Below are 15667 nucleotides of genomic sequence, written 5' to 3' on the forward strand. Positions count from 1 at the left end.
TCGAGACACGCCAACGAACTGTTCCGCACTCACCGAGGAGGCACCTGTGTCCATCAGCGCCGAGAACACAACTCATGAATCAGTGGCCGCCAGCCACGCCCTGCCGGAGCCGACACCGGAGGAGGCCGCGCAGCTTGAGCAGCTGTACCGGGACTTCGACCGGGAGAACCTGATCCCGTTGTGGACCGAGATCGCGGACCTGATGCCGATGGTCCCCTCCCCGAAGGCAGTCCCCCACGTCTGGCGCTGGAGCGACCTGTACCCGCTGGCGGCCCGTGCCGGTGACCTGGTGCCGGTGGGCCGCGGCGGGGAACGCAGGGCCATTGCGCTGGCGAACCCGGGACTGGCCGGTACGCCGTACGCGACTCCGACGCTGTGGGCTGCGATCCAGTACCTCGGTGCCCGCGAGACCGCTCCGGAGCACCGCCACTCGCAGAATGCCTTCCGCTTCGTCGTTGAGGGCGAGGGTGTGTGGACGGTGGTGAACGGGGATCCGGTGCGGATGTCGCGTGGCGATTTCCTGCTGACTCCGGGCTGGAACTTCCACGGCCACCACAACGACACCGATGAGCCGATGGCGTGGATCGACGGCCTGGACATCCCGTTCGTGCACTACGCCGACGCCGGGTTCTTCGAGTTCGGCACCGAACGCGTCACCGACGAGGCCACCCCGGATATCTCCCGCTCCGAGCGGCTCTGGGCCCATCCCGGGCTGCGGCCGCTCTCGGGCCTGGATGACACCACCAGTTCCCCGATCGCCGCGTACCGCTGGGAATACACCGACCGGGCGCTGACCGAGCAGCTGCTGCTGGAGGACGAGGGCCACCCGGCCACCGTGTCCCAGGGCCACGCCGCGGTCCGCTACACCAACCCCACCACCGGCGGGGACGTGATGCCCACCATCCGGGCCGAGTTCCACCGCCTCCGCGCCGGCGCCACCACCGAAGTCGTCCGCGAGGTCGGCTCCAGCGTCTGGCAGGTCTTCGAGGGCTCCGGCACCGCCACCCTGAACGGCGAGGTCAGGACCCTGGAGAAGGGCGACCTCTTCGTGGTCCCGTCCTGGGCCGAATGGTCCCTGCAGGCCGGCGCTGACTCGAACGCAACCTTTGACCTGTTCCGCTTCAGCGACGCCCCCATCTTTGAACGACTGAACTTCAACCGCACCTACATCGAAGGACGCAAGAACGCATGAGACTCCTCACCCTCCGCACCGGCACCGGCCAAAACACCGTAGCTGTCCGCCAGGACGGCGATACCCTGACCGAAATCGACGGGTTCGCCGACGTCGGGGCACTGCTCCGCACCCAAGGCTGGGAAGCGACCGCGAAGGCCGCGACCGGCGCGACCCACCCGGCCGAGGGCGCGGACCTGGCCCCCGTGGTGCCGTTCCCGGGCAAGATCATCTGCGTGGGCCACAACTACCGCAACCACATCAAGGAAATGGGGCGGGAAATCCCCGAGTACCCCACCCTGTTCGCCAAGTACCAGGAATCCCTGATCGGCCCCAACGACGACCTGGCCCTGCCGCAGGAATCCGACACCGTGGACTGGGAAGCCGAACTCGCCGTCGTCATCGGCAAGAAGGGCCGCCGAATCAGCGAAGCCGACGCCAAGGACCACATCGCCGGGTACTCCGTGCTGAACGATGTGTCCATGCGCGACTACCAGTTCCGCACCATCCAGTGGCTCCAAGGCAAGACCTGGGAGAACTCCACCCCGTTCGGGCCCGCCCTGGTCACGCAGGATGAATTCACCGCCGGCCCGCTGATGACCTCGGCCGTGGACGGCGAAATCCAGCAGTCCACCCCGACCGGTGACCTCGTGTTCACCCCGGAATTCCTGGTCTCCTACATCTCCACGATCATCACGCTGAACCCCGGCGACGTGATCGCCACCGGCACCCCGGGAGGTGTGGGCCACGCCCAGGACCCCAAGCGCTACCTGCAGGAAGGCCAGATCCTGGTCACCACCATCGAGGGCCTGGGCCAGCTGACCAACCGCGTGGTCAAGGAAGCCTGATGGTTGCCCGCCACGACCGGACCACGGACCCGGTCCTGCTCGAGGGTTTGCTGCAGGCACGCCGGGGCACAGCGTTCTTCGCCCGCAAGCTCAACGAGCTCCCGGACGCGGAACTCGACGGAGATTCGCTGCTGCCGGGCTGGACCCGGCGGCACGTGACAGCCCACATCGGCTACAACGCGCGGGCCATCGCGCGGCTCATCGAGTGGGCAGCCACCGGCGTGGAGACGCCCATGTACGCCTCCACGTCCGTGCGGGACCACGAAATCAACTTCGGCGCGACCCTGCCGCCGATCGCGCTGCGGCACCTGTTCGACCACTCCGCCGTGCACCTGAACGTCGAATGGCGGGACCTCCCCGAAGAAGCCTGGCACCACAAAGTCAAAACAGCCCAGGGCCGGATCGTCCCGGCCGAAGAGACAGTGTGGATGCGCACCCGCGAAGTCTGGGTCCACGCCGTGGACCTGGACAACGGCGCCACGTTCACCGACATCCCCGCACCGGTCCTGGCCCGGCTACTGGCGGACATCACCGGCGCCTGGCACACCCGCGGCACCGACACCGGACTGCTCATCAGAGTCACCGACCAGCCCGGCGGCATGACCTTCGGCGACACCAACGCCGAAACACCGCTCGTCGTCTCCGGCCCGCTCGCTGCCATCACCCAATGGGCCACCGGCCGCGGCACCCACGGCGTGACAGCAACAAGCACTGGCCTGCCCGAGGTACCGCCAGCACCCAAGTGGATCTAGTACCCCGGCAGCCGGTTCCGGACATGAAGGTGGCCCCCTCCGCGGAGGGGGCCACCTTTTGTGTACCGGGGGTGCCTGCTATTCCTCGTGCTTGATCTTGTGCACCCGGGTGACCACCGTGGGGCACGGGACCCGCAGCAGGACCGCGTGGGCGGTGGAACCGAGCAGCAGCCGGCTGAACCCGCCGCGCCCGCGGCTGCCGATCACCAGGAGCCGCGCGTTCGCGGCGGCCTCCACGAGGGCCTTGGCCGGATCGGTGTCCTTGTCGAGCACCTGGTTCACCACGAGGTCCGGGTACTTGTCCCGCAGCCCGGCGACTGATTCGGCGAGCACGATTTTGTCCTCTTCCTCAATGACTTCAGCCAGGCCGCTCGCAGGCATCCCGCTCTGGACCCAGCGGGCGGGGCGCCGGAATGCCAGCAGGGCCGTCAGCTCATCCCCTTCACGGTCGGCCTCCGCCGCGGCAAACGCCACCGCCTGAAGGGACTCCTCCGAACCGTCCACGCCGACAACAACGCCGCGTCCCTGCGGCCCCTGGGCCTGCGGTATGACTGCCACCGGGCTGTCCGACGCGGTAACAACCTGAAGGGCCCGGTCCGTCATGGGACCCCCGTCGGCCCAGTGGCGGTGGTGCGAGCCGATGACCACCATGGCGGCCTCTTTGGACATGTCCTTCAGGGCCGAGCCTGCGCTGCCATGCCGCAACTGCACGTCGACGGCGACGTCGGGTTCCTTCTTGGCGGCATCCTCCTGGACCTGCCTCAGCAGCTCCATGCCTGATTCCCGGATCAGTTCGTGATACTGGAAGTCCGGCGACATCCACCGGTCGTCCACTGCATGGACTGCAATGACCGGGAGCTTCAGCTGCGCTGCCCGGTGCAGCGACCACGACATTGCGGCCTCACTTCCCGCGGAGCCGTTGATGCCGACGACGATTGGTTTGCTCATTCGAATCCTGCTCTTCTCCATCGCGTTTTCGGATCAGCACGCCGATGGCCGCTGACACCTTCAGTGTGCTCCGGGGGCAGAGGCACGGGTTAGGGCCTTAAGCCCCTCACCGGCCACTGAGCCCCGCGCGTAGCGTCAGCCCCATGGAGGACACCCGGGCGGACCCGGCCGCCCCCGCACGGCCCAAGCCGTTCCTTCGCCGCTGGTTCCTGTGGGTCACGCTCGGTGAGAGTGCAGGCTTCCTGGCTCCCGCCGTCGTCGCGGTCTTTGTGATCATTCCGGACACGGCCGGCGCCCTGGCGTGGCTGGCCGTGGCGGGCGTCGCAGAAGGCACAGTCCTGGGACTTGCCCAGGCACACGTACTGAAGCGGGAGCTGCCCGGGCTCCGTACGCGGTCGTGGACCGTCCGCACCGCTGCCGGCGCGGCGCTGGCCTGGCTCATCGGTCTTGCCCCCAGTACATTCGCAGCACAATGGCAGGCCTGGCCGCCGGTCCTGCAACTCGCCGTCGCCGTGCCCGGAGCCTTGCTGCTCCTCTGTTCGATCGGCCTGGCGCAGTGGCCGGAACTGCGCCGGCACGTCGCCCGCAGCGGACGGTGGGTGGCCGGGAACGCCCTCGCATGGTGCGTCGGGCTGGGACTGTTCTTCGCCGTCGCACCTCCGCTATGGCAGGAGGGACAGCCGCCGACGACGGTAATCGCCATTGGTGTCGCGGCCGCCATCCTGATGGCGGCCGGCATGGCGCTGGTGACCGGGCTGGTAATGGACCGGCTGCTGGCCGCCAGGGGAAACACATGACCCGCCTCCGGCGGGACCCGGCAGCTTTTGCTGCCGACGGCGAGCGCTTGCGGATCTCGGGCGGCATGGCCGGATTGATGTCGGCAGCGCTCGGCATAGCGGGCGGATCCATGGAAGTCCTCCTCACCGGGCCGTGGCCAACCGCCTCCGACGCAGGCTACGCGGCGTTCCTGCTGGCCAACCGGACGCCGGTGCTGGCCCAGAGCATGCTTTTTGTGTTCAGTTCAGCGGCCCTCATCTGGTTCCTGGGCTATGTCCGTTCGTACCTGTACCGCAAGGAAGGCGGCCCCGGGACGCTGGCTGGCATCGCGTTCACCGCCGGCGTGCTGGGCGCTGGCTTGAACATCCTGGGCCAGGCTGCCCAGATCACGCTGACGCTGCCGTCGCAGGCCGCGGTGGCACCGGGCGTGGCAGCCGCCGTCGCCGATCTGTGCCTCGTCACGCTTGCGCTGGCGAACCTGCCCGCCGGGGTGATGTTCACCGCCATTGCTGTGGTGTCGCTGCGGATGAAGGCATCCCCCGTGGTCCTGGGCTGGATCGCCGCCTGTGCGGCGGCAGCCTCGTTCCTGTCCGCACTGTCTCTGATTCCGGAGAGCGGGCCGCTGGCCCCCATGGGCTGGCTGACCACCTTGCTCCGGCTGGTGCCGCTGCTCTGGTACGTTCCCGCGGCCGTCCTGCTGATGCGGCGCCCTGTTTGACGCAACGTCCTGCCCGGCAAGACGCCGCCCGGCAAGACGCCGCCCGGCAAGACGCCGCCCGGCAAGACGCCGCCCGGCAAGACGCTGCCCGGCAAGACGCCGCCCAACAATGCGCCGCGTGCGGGAATTTCAGAAGCCGGTGGGTTCCGTTTCGAACTCCGGCTCGTGTGGTGCAGCTTCGTGATGGAGCGGCCGAAGTGCCGAGGTCTGCTCCAGCCAGATCAGTGCGTCGTAGCGCCCTCCCATCCGGGTGGGGACGTAATTCCCGTGTTCACTGGCCGGCCGGTAGACAACGCCGATGGCCCTGTGCCCCAACCAGGCCGACAGCCATGGCCCGGACCTGTCCCTGCCGAATTCCAGCAAAGCCGGTGCGCCCAGCGCCTTGTGCAGCAGTTCCTCGTGGCTTCCTGCCCGCGCCTCCGGTACCTTCAGCACCCGTTCCGGGGAGCCCCATTCATCGGCAGCCATCACTGTTCCCGCATGCGACGCCAGCCCCACGAGGGTCACACCTTCGGTCCCATGGCGCTCGCGGAGCAGCTGGCCCACGTTCACCAGCCCGTCCCGCGCCATGTCGGTGGCCCGGGCATCCCCCACGTGGGTGTTGTGCTCCCAGATGATGCCCTTGGATGCCGGGCCCAGATGTGCACTGAGCCGGTCCACAGTGTCCGCCATGTGATGGTCCCGGACATTCCAGGACTCGCGGTTCCCCTGCACCATGATGCGGTAGTAGTGCTCGGCGTTGGCGGCGACCACGGCGTTCTGCACGGCGTCGAAGGCCTCGTCACTTTCGACACGTGGTTCATGGTCCCGCAGCGACAGGGCCCGGGTCCGCACCTCGGCGAGCAGGGCGACGACGTCCGCCTCGCAGGATTCCGGGACCAGCCTGGTGCGCCACGCGTACTGGTGCGGGTCTTCGTGATGCGGAAGGAAGCACTGCCATGCGCGCATGGCCGCAGGAACGGCGTCAGGCTCGTTTCCCTGGAGCCAGCCGATGATTTCCCGTAGGGAATCCCACAGCGAGTAGACGTCCAGGCCGTAGAAGCCAACGCGTTCGGCCAGGGGGCGCTCCAGGTTCCAGCCGCGCAGCCAGTCAAGGAAACCCGCCACTTCCTCGTTCGCCCACATCCAGGTGGGCCAGCGCTCGAACCCGGCGAGCATCGCGTGGACCCCGGAGTCCAGCCCGGTTTGTCCCCGAACCCAGCGGTTGATCCGCCAGCAGTCCGGCCAGTCACCCTCGACTCCGATCCAGCTGTACCCCTGCTCCTCGATCAGCCGCATGGTCAGGCGGGCACGGACGGTGTAGTACTCATGGGTGCCATGGGATGCTTCGCCGATGGCCACAAACCGGCCGGAGCCGGCTTTGTGGACCAGCCCGTCGAGGTCCCTGAGACCGGTAAGCGGACGGGCAAGGGACCGGATCTCGTCCGGCATGCTCATGCCGGACAGGTTTCCGGTGGTCACGTCGGGTCCTCGAGGGAGATGCCTTCGAGGTACTCCGGGACGCGTACCCGCCAGCCGAGTTCCCGCTTGATCCGGACCCGGAGGGCGTCGGACGCCTCCGGCTCGCCGTGGGTGATGTAGGTCATCCGTGGTTCCCGTTCGGCCGCCTTCATCCACTCGATCAGCCCGTCGGCATCCGCATGCGCTGACAGGCTCTCCATCTGGATCACCTCGGCCCGGATGCGGATGTCCTCACCGTAGATCCGAAGCTGCCGTTCACCGGCGGCGAGCGCGGCACCGCGGGTTCCGCCCGCCTGGTAGCCGCTGAGGACGATGGCGTTCTTCGGGTCTGATCCGTATTCGGCGATGTGGTGCAGGATCCTGCCACCGGTGAGCATGCCGCTGGCGGAGATGATCACCATCGGGCCGCCGCGGAGATTGAGCAGTTTCGAGTCGTCCACGGTGCGGGTCATCTTGGCCACTTTGTACATGTCCTCGTATTCCCGCTGCTTGAGCCGGTGCTCATCCGGGTGGCGCTGGTACATCCCGGAGGCGTCGATGGCCATGGGACTGTTGAGGTACACGGGGATGTCCGGAATCGCGTTCTTGCTGCGGAGCCGGGCCAGGTGCAGCATCAGCGTCTCCGCCCGTCCCACAGCGAACGCGGCAATCATGATGACGCCGTTCTTCTTCGCCACGCGGGTGATGATCTCCCCCAGTTGCAGTTCCGGATCCAGGCTGGAGTGCTTGCGGTTTCCGTAGGTGGACTCCGTCACCAGGATGTCAGCGGCACCCAGCCCGCGGGGAGGAAACATCAGGGGGTCATCGGTGCGGCCGAGGTCCCCGGTGAAGTGGACGGAGTGCTGGCCCGCCTCGAGCCGGATCTGGGCAGCACCCAGAATATGGCCGGCCGGCAGGAACGTGGCCGAGATTCCCCCTCCCAGTTCCAACGGGGCATCGAATCCCTGTTCGCGGAAACTGTCGAGCGACTTGACCGCGTCCGCGGCGGTGTAGAGCGGTACCGGCGGGCTGTGCCGGGACGATCCCCGCTGGTAGGCGTATTTGGCTTCCTCTTCCTGCAGGTACCCGCTGTCGGGCAGCAGTAGCGTGCACAGTTCAGTGGTGCCCTCGGTGGCATACACCGGCCCCGCGAAGCCGTCCCGGACCAGGGCGGGGACATAGCCGGTGTGGTCAAGGTGCGCATGGGTCAGCAGCACGGCGTCTATGGAGCGCGGCTGGACGGGGAAGGGAACCCGGTTCCGGTCCCGGAGCAGCTTGTAGCCCTGGAAGAGCCCGCAGTCCACCAGGATGCGCCTCCCGCCTGCTTCCACCAGGTATCTCGAACCGGTCACGCTGTCCGTGGCTCCGAGGAACCGGAGTTGCGGGTGTCGGTCTCTCATGGTGCTCCCTGTTCCCGTCGGGCAGCGTTCCCGTAACCGGGAAGTATCTCCTAGCTTCCGCTTCTTCCCGGAGGCCACGTAGGGCCGAAAGTCATAGCTGCCCCGGTGTTCCCCGCGCCTATCCGGCAGTCCCGGCACGGCAGTACGCTGGACCCACCCCTTGGAGACGTCGTATGGCTGAACAGGATCCAATAACCAGCGCCCGCGCGGCGTACGCCCGCAGGGACTGGCCCGCGGCACGGAACGGGCTGCTCGCCGCCAGGACGACCACCGGCCTGGCGCTACCGGACCTGGACGCCCTGGCCGACGCCATGTGGTGGCTGGGCCGCGTTCCCGAATCGTTGTCCGTGGCCGAGGAACTGTACAGGGGCCTTGCCGGTGCAGGAGACCGGCCGGCCGCGGCCATGAAGGCGATCATCCTGTCACTGCAGTGGGGAACCCGAGGGGACCTGATGGTTGCCTCCGGCTGGCTCAACAGGGCGCGGCGCCTGCTCCAGGATCTGCCCGAAGGCCCCGAGCAGGGCTACCTGCTTTATCTCCAATCCGTAATGTCACTGGACCTGGAAGAAGATCCCGGACCGGCGAGGGCGGCTGCAACCGAACTCGAGGCCATGGCCGGCCGGCAGTCGGATCCCACCCTGGGATGCTTTGCCCGCGTGCTGGCTGGCCTGGCTGGCGTCCGTGCCGGACGGACCGAGGAAGGGTTCAACGAACTGGACGAGGCCATGTTGCCGGTCCTTGCCGGGGACGTTGCCCCCGTGTGGGCCGGGGACATCTATTGCACGGTCATCCACCTGTGCCACCAGCTCGGGGACCTGGCCAGGATGCGGGCCTGGACCGGCGCACTGGAGCATTGGACCGCGGACCAGTCAGCCACTTTTGTGTACACCGGCGTGACGCGCATCCACGAGCTGCAGCTGGTCAGTGCCGAAGGCGGCTGGGATGAGGTTGAACGGGAAATAGGCGCTTCGAGCGACAACCTGGTGGATGCGCACGGCTGGATGGCCGGCGCCGGCTACTACGAGCTGGGTGAGGTGCGCCGGCTTCGCGGCAACGCTGCCGGGGCCCTGGCCGCTTTCGGGCGGGCACGCGGCGTCGGAGTCGACCCGCAGCCGGGAGAGGCGTTGCTCCACTATGCTGCCGGCAACAGCGCACTGGCGCTCAACCAGTTGCGCGCCGCCCTGGGCGAGAGCCGGCTGCTGGACCGGGCCAGGCTGTTATTGCCCGCCACGGAGCTGGCGCTGGACCAGCGCGAGGCGGCGCTCGCCGAGGCGTTCGCGTCGGAGCTGGAGCGGACGGCAGCCCGGTTCGCCTCTGCGGGCCTCCGTGCGTGGGCATGCCAGGCCCGCGGCGACGTCCTGCTGGCGGCCGGCCGTGGCAGCGACGCACTGCCCCTGCTGGAAGCCGCCGCCCGGACGTACCGGGCGCAGCGGGCCCGCTACCGCACGGCCCGGATCCATGAGCTGCTCGCCAGCTCCCGCCGCAGCCTCGGCCAGGCCGGTGCTGCCGACGCCGACGTCGCCACCGCACTCGCCATCTACCGGCAGCTCGGCGCTGTCCCCGACGTCGAACGGCTGGAGCGCGACGCAGCAGCCGGCACCGGCGGGAGGGACAGGAACGGCCTCACCGCCCGTGAACGCGAGGTGCTGGCCCTCATCACCACGGGGGCCAGCAACCGTCAGGTGGCGGCAGCCCTGGTCATCAGCGAAAAGACAGTGGGGCGGCACCTCGCGAACATCTTCGGCAAGATCGGAGTCTCCACCCGGACCGCCGCGGCGGGCTGGGCCAGGGAGCACGGCATCACCTGACTGAGGGCAACAACAACTGGACAACGCACGACGACGGCGGCGGGCGGGCGCCGTCGTCGTCGTGCGCTGGTTGCCTTAACCGCTCCGCGCGCGGGAACCCCTGCATCATTCGCCCCATGCCCCCGGCGAAAGTTGCATCATCCGCCCGACGCGGGGCTTGCCGCCTCGAAAGTACTTTCGAAGTAGCCGGACAGGGACGTCCGCCGACCGAAAGGAAAGAACGATGACCACCACCGATACCAACCTCCACACAGGCGCCGGGAAGACCGCGTGGGACGACGGGTTAGTGACAGAGGACGCCGTTGAGGCCGGCGCAGCCCGGTTGCTCGGCATCCTCAACGACAGCTCCGCAGCCCTCCTGGCCAGCGTCGGCCACCAGACGGGGCTGTTCGATGTGATGGCCGGACTGCCCGCGGCCACGAGCGAGCAGATTGCGGATGCGGCGGGCCTCAACGAACGCTACGTCCGGGAATGGCTCGGCGGCATGGTGACGGCCCGCTTCGTGGAGTACCGGCCAGCCCGGTACCCACACGCTGCCGGAACCTACCGGCTGGACCCCGCGCTCGTTCCGTCCGTCTCCGGGCCCGGAGTCGACAACCTGGCCCGCATGCTGCAGTACGTCACGCTGATGGGTGAGGTGGCCGGCAGGATAGCGCAGAAGTTCCGCACGGGCGGCGGCCTGGGATACGGGGACTATCCGGATTTTATGCACATCCAGGCCAGTGACAGCGGCTCAGTCCACGACGCTTCCCTGGTGTCCGCCATCCTCCCGCTGGCCGGCTGCGTTGACCGGCTGCGGGCGGGCATCGACGTCGCAGATATCGGCTGCGGAGCGGGCCACGCCGTGAACCTCATGGCCGGGGCCTTCCCCGCGAGCCGGTTCACGGGCTACGACTTCTCGGAGGATGCCGTGCTGGCGGGACGGGCGGAAGCCCGACGGCTGGGACTGGGAAACGCCCGGTTCGAGATCCTGGACGCAGCCGCCCTGGACGTCGTGGAAGGCTTCGACCTCATCACCGTCTTCGATGCCGTCCACGACCAGGCCCGGCCGGCGCAGGTGCTACACAACATCCACCAGGCGCTGCGCCCGGACGGCACGTTCCTCATGGTGGACATCAAGGCCTCCAGCAACGTTGCCGACAATGTTGGGCTGCCGTGGGGAACGTTCCTCTACGCGATCTCCACGTTCCACTGCATGTCCGTCTCCCTGGCGCAGGACGGGGACGGGCTCGGCACGGTGTGGGGCGTGCAGCTGGCGGAGTCCATGGTGCGGGCTGCGGGCTTCGGCACCGTTGAGGTGAAGGAGCTCGACGAGGATCCGTTCAACGCCTACTTCGTCGCCAGGAAGTAGGCGCCGAACGCCTCCCGCAGCCGGTCCCGCTGCTGCCTGGGTCCGGCTACTGCTTGGGACCCGCGATGTTCACGAGCCAGGCGACGCCGAACTTGTCCGTGCACATGCCAAAGGTGTCGCCCCACGGCGCCTGCTCAAGGGGCACCGTCACGGTCCCGCCGTCGGACAACTTCTCCCAGTACCCGCGCAGTTCGGCGTCGTCCTCGCCGCTGAGGGAAACGGAGAAGTTGTCGCCGGGGTTGAAGCTCATGCCGTTGGGCGTATCGGCGCCCATGAGCACCAGGCCGGATTCGGTGGTCAGCATGCCGTGCATGATCTTCTCCTGCTCCGACGCGTCCTCGCTGGCATGGAAATCGCCAAAGGTGCTCAGTGCCAGTTCGCCTCCAAATACGGACTGGTAGAAGGTCATGGCGTCCCGTGCGTTGTCCCTGAAGCCCAGGTAAGGATTAAGTGTCGTGGTCATGGTCGGGTGTCCTCTCGTGCCGGTCGATACCCGGACCAACCGTGGATCCGGTGGCCGCCCGGGCTTGGAACACTTCATATGTTGCCCGAGTCCTGCGTGACTGCATAGGGGACGGTTCGGCCTACACCTCGGAGGCGCGGCCCTCCGTGCAGAAATCAGCGCCGGGCCATAAGCTCAGGGCATGGCCAGATACTTTGACGTGCACCCCGACGATCCCCAGCCCCGTGCGATCGGACAAATAGTGGAGCTGGTGAGGACTGGCGGACTGATCGCCTACCCCACCGACTCCTGTTACGCCCTTGGTGCACAGCTGGGAAACCGGGACGCCCTGGACCGCATCCGGTCCATCCGGCAGCTCGACAGCAAGCACCACTTCACCTTGGTCTGCAAGGATTTTGCCCAGCTGGGCCAGTTCGTCCAGATCGACAACGACGTGTTCCGCAGCATCAAGGCTGTCACGCCGGGCAGCTACACGTTCATCCTTCCGGCCACCAAGGAAGTGCCCAAGCGCCTGCTGCATCCGAAGAAGAAGACCGTTGGTGTCCGCATCCCGGACAACGCCGTGGTCCAGGCGCTGCTGGCCGAGTTGGGTGAGCCGCTGCTCTCCAGCACGCTGCTGCTGCCCGACGAGGAGGAACCACTCACCCAGGGCTGGGAGATCAAGGAACGGCTGGACCACGTAGTGGACGCGGTGGTTGATTCCGGCGACTGCGGGGCGGAGCCGACGACGGTCATTGACTTCTCCGGCGGATCGGCGGAAGTGGTGCGGCGGGGCATGGGTGACCCGTCCCGGTTCGAGTAGCCGCCATCTCGCCTGAAAACCGGGCGGGCGCCTGCGGCAGCCTTCTTTGGGCAGGCGGCCGCGGACGCCCTCTCCGGCTGGCTCAGTCCTTCTTGCGCGCCCTGCTGGGCTGAACCCGTGGAGGTTCGCCCGGCATCTTCGGATAATCCGGCGGGAACGGCAGCTCCCCGAGGCCGGAGCCGACGTCGCGTTCCCACCATTCGAGCAGCACGTCGATCTTCCCGGGTTTATCCTTCATGTCCGCCCACGGGTCTCCAACGGTCTTTAGCCGGTCCGGGACGGTGAGGATGGTGAAATTCTTCGGATCGGCGCTCTCCAGTTCGTCCCAGCTGATCGGGCAGGACACCGGGGCGTGGCCCAGCGCACGGGGGCTGTAGGCGCCGGCTATGGTGCGGTCGCGGTTGGCCTGATTGAAGTCCACGAACACCCGTTCGCCGCGTTCTTCCTTCCACCATGCTGTGGTGACCTTGTCCGGCATCCGCCGTTCCAGTTCACGGGCGGCGGCGATGACGGCATGGCGGACGTCCAGGAACTCACGGGTCGGCTCCACCGGGGCGTAGACGTGCAGTCCGCGGTTGCCCGAGGTCTTGATGAATGTGGTGAGTCCGGCTTCCGCGAGCACGTCCTTGAGCTCCAGCGCCGCCGGGATCGCGTCGTCGAAGTCCGTTCCCGGCTGGGGGTCCAGGTCGATCCGCAGCTGGTCCGGGTTGTCCGTGTTTTCGGCGAGTGAGGGCCAGGGGTGGAACACCACGGTGTTCATCTGGGCGGCCCAGACGGCGGCGGCCGGTTCGTCCAGGACCAGCATGGGATGCGAGCGCGCACTCGGGAACACCACCTTCACCGACCGGATGAAGTCCGGTGTGCCCTTCGGCGGGTTCTTGGAAAAGAACTGCTCGTCCTCCACGCCGTCCGAAAAACGCTGCAGCGCGACGGGCCGGCCGCCGTTCGCCGCGATGAAGGCGTCCCCCACGTCCGCCAGGTAGCGTGCAAGGTCCAGCTTGGTCAGGCCCAGCTCCGGCCACAGGACACGGCCGGGACTCGAGATCCGCATCTCGCGGGGACCGTTCGGCCCGTCAACGGTGAGGGTGGTGGATTCGCTCGCCATGGTGACAACCTACCCCGCGCGCCCCGCTCCGTCAGTAGCTGGCGTCCGAATGGAAGAAAGTTGGGCCCGCTCACTGGGCACGCGCCTGCGGGTCTGTCAGGATGTGAACTGGCCGGTTGCCGCCACCGGTGCCCGGGAAATCGTCGAAGGAGACCCGTTCCATGGTTGAAGCCGCAGGTGTGGACCAGGCATTGTGGCAGCACGCACTGAGCGCCCTGGGCGCGCAGGCGGACCTTCTGCCGAAGGGGCAGGACAGCTCCGATTTCCGCCGCCGTTTCGACCGCCATTTCCCTGACCTGTACCGGCTCTTCCATGCCCTGTACGGGACGCGGCCGGACTTCCAGGACCAGCTGACGGCACTCGTGCTTCAGACTGCCCGGTCCTGGAACGACCGCCCGGCTGAACTCAAGGCACTTGATGCCGAACGGGAGCACGACAGCGGGTGGTTCCTCTCGAACAACATGCTGGGCGGCGTCTGCTACGTTGACCGCTATGCCGGGGACCTTGACGGAGTGCGCGCCCGGATCCCCTACTTCAAAGAGCTCGGCCTCACGTACCTGCACCTGATGCCCCTGTTCCAGGCGCCGGAACCGCATTCCGACGGCGGCTACGCCGTCTCCAGTTACCGTGACGTCAACCCGAAGCTCGGGACCATGGAACAGCTGCGTGACCTCGCCGCCGAACTGCGGTCCAACGGCATCAGCCTGGTGGTTGACTTCATTTTCAACCACACCTCGGACGAACACGAGTGGGCGCGGCGCGCGGCCACGGGCGACCCGGAGTTCAGCGACTATTACTGGATTTACCCGGACCGCACCATGCCGGACGCCTTCGAGCAGGACGTGCGCGAGATCTTCCCGGATGACCACCCCGGATCGTTCATCGAGATGCCGGACGGCCGCTGGGTGTGGGCCACGTTCCACACCTTCCAGTGGGACCTGAACTACTCCAACCCGGACGTCTTCCGGGCCATGGCCGGCGAGATGCTCTTCCTGGCCAACCAGGGGGTGGACATCCTGCGGATGGACGCCGTGGCCTTCATCTGGAAGCAGCTCGGCACGCCCTGCGAAAACCTGCCGGAGGCCCACACCCTGCTGCGGGCCTTCAACGCCGTCTGCCGTCTCGCCGCGCCGTCGCTGCTGTTCAAGTCCGAGGCGATCGTCCACCCCGACGAAGTGGCGCTGTACATCGACCCCGCTGAGTGCCAGCTTTCCTACAACCCCCTGCAGATGGCCCTGATCTGGGAAGCGATGGCCACCCGCGACGTGTCGCTGCTGGCGCAGGCGCTCGAGCGCCGCCACAACATCCCGGCCGGGACGTCCTGGGTGAACTACGTACGGAGCCACGATGACATCGGCTGGACGTTCGCGGACGAGGACGCGGCGGAGCTGGGCATCAACGGTTTCGACCACCGGCGCTTCCTGAACTCGTTCTACGTCAACCGCTTTCCGGGCAGCTTCGCCCGCGGCGTTCCCTTCCAGGACAACCCGCGGACAGGCGACTGCCGCATCTCCGGCACGACGGCGTCGCTCTGCGGCCTGGAAGACGGCGCGGGCCAGGCGGTTGACCGGATCCTGCTCGCCCACTCGGTGGCCTTCAGCACCGGCGGGATCCCCCTGCTGTACCTTGGCGATGAAGTGGGGCAGCTCAATGACTACGGCTACGCCCTCGAAGAAGGCCACGGCACGGACAGCAGGTGGGTGCACCGTCCCCATTACCCCGGCGGGAGGTACGCGAAGCGCCACGACCGGACGACGCCCGAAGGCGCCGTGTTCGAAGGACTCCGCACCCTGATCTCCGTGCGGGGCTCCACTCCCGAATTTGCCGGGACCCGGCTGGTTCCCTTCAATACCAACAACCGGGGCGTCCTGGGCTACCAGCGGCCAGGCGAAGGATCCCTCGTCCTGGCCCTCGCCAACTTCAGCGACTCACCGCAGAGCATCACGGCGCAGACACTGTCCGGATTTGAGGGCAACGCAGTCGATCTAATGACCGGCAATCCGGTGCGGATCGATGGAGGCGTCAGCCTCAGGCCTCAGGAATTCCGCTGGCTGCGGGTGGCACCGGTCCGTGGTTGAGAGGCA

At 67.6% G+C, this 15667-nt stretch carries 14 protein-coding genes; 9 read left to right on the forward strand and 5 right to left on the reverse strand.

From position 1 onward, the window contains the following. The first annotated feature begins 46 nt into the window (after nucleotides 1-46). Genes AC6JAC_RS11925 through AC6JAC_RS11935 form a run of 3 tightly spaced genes read left to right on the forward strand, consistent with a single transcriptional unit; the run spans nucleotide 47 to nucleotide 2771 of the window. Nucleotides 47-1192, forward strand: a complete 1146-nt coding sequence (locus AC6JAC_RS11925) for a cupin domain-containing protein (protein ID WP_497964820.1) — start codon at nucleotides 47-49, stop codon at nucleotides 1190-1192. Then, nucleotides 1189-2019, forward strand: a complete 831-nt coding sequence (locus tag AC6JAC_RS11930; protein WP_497964822.1) for a fumarylacetoacetate hydrolase family protein — start codon at nucleotides 1189-1191, stop codon at nucleotides 2017-2019. Before AC6JAC_RS11925 ends, AC6JAC_RS11930 begins: the two co-directional genes overlap by 4 nt. Continuing rightward, nucleotides 2019-2771 carry a maleylpyruvate isomerase family mycothiol-dependent enzyme gene (locus AC6JAC_RS11935; RefSeq protein WP_497964824.1) on the forward strand — a complete coding sequence of 251 codons (753 nt, stop codon included), beginning with the start codon at nucleotides 2019-2021 and terminating at the stop codon, nucleotides 2769-2771. The genes AC6JAC_RS11930 and AC6JAC_RS11935 overlap by 1 nt, the downstream gene beginning before the upstream one ends. 78 nt (nucleotides 2772-2849) lie before the next feature. Here the strand turns inward: AC6JAC_RS11935 and AC6JAC_RS11940 are convergent, their stop codons facing one another. Continuing rightward, nucleotides 2850-3719 carry a universal stress protein gene (locus AC6JAC_RS11940; protein WP_347896583.1) on the reverse strand — a complete coding sequence of 290 codons (870 nt, stop codon included), beginning with the start codon at nucleotides 3717-3719 and terminating at the stop codon, nucleotides 2850-2852. Between the two features lie 143 nt (nucleotides 3720-3862). Here AC6JAC_RS11940 and AC6JAC_RS11945 point away from each other — a divergent pair, with 143 nt between their 5' ends. Together AC6JAC_RS11945 and AC6JAC_RS11950 are read left to right on the forward strand one after the other, a co-directional pair. Then, nucleotides 3863-4516: a hypothetical protein gene (locus AC6JAC_RS11945; protein WP_347896581.1), complete on the forward strand. Its 654-nt coding sequence runs from the start codon at nucleotides 3863-3865 to the stop codon at nucleotides 4514-4516. After that, nucleotides 4513-5214 (forward strand): hypothetical protein, encoded by a 702-nt coding sequence (locus AC6JAC_RS11950; protein WP_347896579.1) that lies wholly within the window; start codon nucleotides 4513-4515, stop codon nucleotides 5212-5214. The genes AC6JAC_RS11945 and AC6JAC_RS11950 overlap by 4 nt, the downstream gene beginning before the upstream one ends. Nucleotides 5215-5343: 129 nt before the next feature. On the opposite strand, the gene AC6JAC_RS11955 is transcribed toward AC6JAC_RS11950, so the two are convergent. Further along, the gene (locus tag AC6JAC_RS11955; RefSeq protein ID WP_156037039.1) at nucleotides 5344-6675 is read right to left on the reverse strand and encodes an erythromycin esterase family protein; all 1332 of its coding nucleotides are present in this window, start codon (nucleotides 6673-6675) and stop codon (nucleotides 5344-5346) included. Then, entirely contained in the window at nucleotides 6672-8054 is a 1383-nt protein-coding gene (locus AC6JAC_RS11960) for an MBL fold metallo-hydrolase RNA specificity domain-containing protein (protein WP_028269339.1), read from the reverse strand. Before AC6JAC_RS11960 ends, AC6JAC_RS11955 begins: the two co-directional genes overlap by 4 nt. Nucleotides 8055-8227: 173 nt before the next feature. Here AC6JAC_RS11960 and AC6JAC_RS11965 point away from each other — a divergent pair, with 173 nt between their 5' ends. Together AC6JAC_RS11965 and AC6JAC_RS11970 are read left to right on the forward strand one after the other, a co-directional pair. Then, entirely contained in the window at nucleotides 8228-9862 is a 1635-nt protein-coding gene (locus AC6JAC_RS11965; RefSeq protein WP_028269340.1) for a helix-turn-helix transcriptional regulator, read from the forward strand. A gap of 223 nt (nucleotides 9863-10085) precedes the next feature. Further along, on the forward strand, nucleotides 10086-11213 hold the full coding sequence (locus tag AC6JAC_RS11970; protein ID WP_081818781.1) for a class I SAM-dependent methyltransferase: 1128 nt from the start codon (nucleotides 10086-10088) through the stop codon (nucleotides 11211-11213). Nucleotides 11214-11259: 46 nt separating this feature from the next. Here the strand turns inward: AC6JAC_RS11970 and AC6JAC_RS11975 are convergent, their stop codons facing one another. Further along, nucleotides 11260-11676 (reverse strand): VOC family protein, encoded by a 417-nt coding sequence (locus AC6JAC_RS11975; RefSeq protein WP_028269342.1) that lies wholly within the window; start codon nucleotides 11674-11676, stop codon nucleotides 11260-11262. Nucleotides 11677-11857: 181 nt separating this feature from the next. On the opposite strand from AC6JAC_RS11975, the gene AC6JAC_RS11980 reads away from it, so the two are divergent. Then, a complete protein-coding gene (locus AC6JAC_RS11980; RefSeq protein ID WP_028269343.1) occupies nucleotides 11858-12478 on the forward strand; it encodes an L-threonylcarbamoyladenylate synthase in 621 nt (206 codons plus the stop codon). Nucleotides 12479-12560: 82 nt separating this feature from the next. On the opposite strand, the gene ligD is transcribed toward AC6JAC_RS11980, so the two are convergent. Then, the gene (ligD, locus tag AC6JAC_RS11985; protein ID WP_028269344.1) at nucleotides 12561-13583 is read right to left on the reverse strand and encodes a non-homologous end-joining DNA ligase; all 1023 of its coding nucleotides are present in this window, start codon (nucleotides 13581-13583) and stop codon (nucleotides 12561-12563) included. Between the two features lie 161 nt (nucleotides 13584-13744). Between ligD and AC6JAC_RS11990 the strand changes: the two genes are divergently transcribed. Next, complete coding sequence (locus AC6JAC_RS11990) at nucleotides 13745-15661, forward strand: alpha-amylase family glycosyl hydrolase (RefSeq protein WP_028269345.1); 1917 nt, start codon at nucleotides 13745-13747, stop codon at nucleotides 15659-15661. Nucleotides 15662-15667: the final 6 nt, after the last annotated feature.

The sequence above is a fragment of the Arthrobacter sp. KUASC02 genome (genome assembly GCF_059739395.1).

Excerpts from the sequence above, each read along its gene's own strand:
- AC6JAC_RS11930 (WP_497964822.1), top strand. The coding sequence starts at position 1,189 with ATGAGACTCCTCACCCTCCGCACCGGCACCGGCCAAAACACCGTAGCT.
- AC6JAC_RS11935 (WP_497964824.1), top strand. The coding sequence starts at position 2,019 with ATGGTTGCCCGCCACGACCGGACCACGGACCCGGTCCTGCTCGAGGGT.
- AC6JAC_RS11940 (WP_347896583.1), bottom strand. The coding sequence starts at position 3,719 with ATGAGCAAACCAATCGTCGTCGGCATCAACGGCTCCGCGGGAAGTGAG.
- AC6JAC_RS11945 (WP_347896581.1), top strand. The coding sequence starts at position 3,863 with ATGGAGGACACCCGGGCGGACCCGGCCGCCCCCGCACGGCCCAAGCCG.
- AC6JAC_RS11950 (WP_347896579.1), top strand. The coding sequence starts at position 4,513 with ATGACCCGCCTCCGGCGGGACCCGGCAGCTTTTGCTGCCGACGGCGAG.
- AC6JAC_RS11960 (WP_028269339.1), bottom strand. The coding sequence starts at position 8,054 with ATGAGAGACCGACACCCGCAACTCCGGTTCCTCGGAGCCACGGACAGC.
- AC6JAC_RS11965 (WP_028269340.1), top strand. The coding sequence starts at position 8,228 with ATGGCTGAACAGGATCCAATAACCAGCGCCCGCGCGGCGTACGCCCGC.
- AC6JAC_RS11970 (WP_081818781.1), top strand. The coding sequence starts at position 10,086 with ATGACCACCACCGATACCAACCTCCACACAGGCGCCGGGAAGACCGCG.
- AC6JAC_RS11975 (WP_028269342.1), bottom strand. The coding sequence starts at position 11,676 with ATGACCACGACACTTAATCCTTACCTGGGCTTCAGGGACAACGCACGG.
- AC6JAC_RS11980 (WP_028269343.1), top strand. The coding sequence starts at position 11,858 with ATGGCCAGATACTTTGACGTGCACCCCGACGATCCCCAGCCCCGTGCG.
- ligD (WP_028269344.1), bottom strand. The coding sequence starts at position 13,583 with ATGGCGAGCGAATCCACCACCCTCACCGTTGACGGGCCGAACGGTCCC.
- AC6JAC_RS11990 (WP_028269345.1), top strand. The coding sequence starts at position 13,745 with ATGGTTGAAGCCGCAGGTGTGGACCAGGCATTGTGGCAGCACGCACTG.